Annotated in this window: 2 protein-coding genes; both read right to left on the bottom strand. The window is 71.9% G+C overall.

Going from position 1 to position 1130, the window contains the following annotated elements; all coding sequences use genetic code 11:
- Nucleotides 1-670 (bottom strand): Hint domain-containing protein (locus tag DFH01_RS27715; protein WP_199231438.1); only part of this gene is annotated, 670 nt, incomplete at its 3' end.
- A 266-nt stretch (nt 671-936) separates the two neighbouring features.
- Nucleotides 937-1130, bottom strand: a 194-nt coding sequence (locus DFH01_RS28385; RefSeq protein WP_158287939.1) for a hypothetical protein, incomplete at its 5' end; no start/stop codon positions are given.

The raw sequence follows: 1130 nt of genomic DNA, 5'->3' as shown, positions 1-1130 counted from the left end.
TCGGGGCGATGGCGTCGGCGTTCGGATGGCCGGCGAGGAGGACGCGGCGGCGGCCGATCCAGAGCACCGGCTTCAGCGGCGCGCCGCGGCCCGAGACGGTGGCGACCAGGTCGCCCGCGCGCAGGCTTTCCACCGGCGTCTCGCCGCGATCCGTCCGGATCCGCGTGCCGCCCGCGAAGCACACATAGAAGCTGCCGAGCCCGAAGCTCTGGGTGCCGTCGGCGGTCTGGATCAGCTCCACGCCCTGCACCTGATTCACCGCGCCGCCCGGCCCGGTGACCGTGAAGTTGGCGCCCGCGCCCTGCGTCACGACGTAGGTGCCGGCGGTGGTGAATGCGAGCGTGTCCGTGCCGGAGCCGCCGCTGATGTTGTTGTTGCCGTCGCCGATGATGATGAGGTCGTCGCCCGTGTCGCCGAGCACGCGGTCGCCGCCCGTGGCGAGGATGGTGTCGTCGCCGCTGCCGGCCTCGACATTGTCGCGGTCGGCGCCGCCATACAGCGAGTCGTTACCGGGGCCGCCGAAGAGCGAATCGTTCCCGTCGCCGCCGAACAGGATGTCGTCGCCCTGGGCGCCGATCAGCCGGTCGCCGTCACCGAGGCCGTCGGCGGTGTCGTTCCCGCTGGTTCCGGGAAAGGTATCGGGACCAGGCCCCCCGAGATACGACGACATTGCTATCCCCCTTCGACCAAGGCCGCTCAGCGCCGAGGCTGGCCGACCGCGTGAAACCGCGCCTTCTGCGCAAGCGGAACGGCGGCGCGGACTGTCGCCCTGCGCACCGCGCGCCCCACATTCCCCAACTTGCAGTTAATAGAACCAGGGCGGTGCGTTACGCAAGCGCGAAATATGACGTAACCGATTGAAGCGGCGCTCGTTTTGTTGCCGAGCGGATCGCGTCTCCCGATGCAGCCTGCGGTCGCTGGGGCCGGCCAGGCGCCTCAGGCGGCTGCGCGGTCGGCGCGGCCCGGGGCGCGGGCCTCGATGGCGACGCGGATGGCGGCGAGCTGCGCACCGCCATGCAGCAGGGGCGCGCAGGCGCGGTTGGCATCCCAGCCCGAGCCGGCCTCGGCCAGCGTGCCGGCGACGCCGAGCTGCGCCACCGGGGCGTTCTCGAACCAGGACCGGTTGTCGC

The organism is Falsiroseomonas bella, from assembly GCF_003173615.1.
In the GTDB taxonomy this organism is placed as follows: Bacteria; Pseudomonadota; Alphaproteobacteria; order Acetobacterales; family Acetobacteraceae; genus Falsiroseomonas; species Falsiroseomonas bella.
The sequence above is the reverse complement of the archived record's forward strand: the minus strand, read 5'-3'. Positions and strand labels throughout refer to the sequence as shown.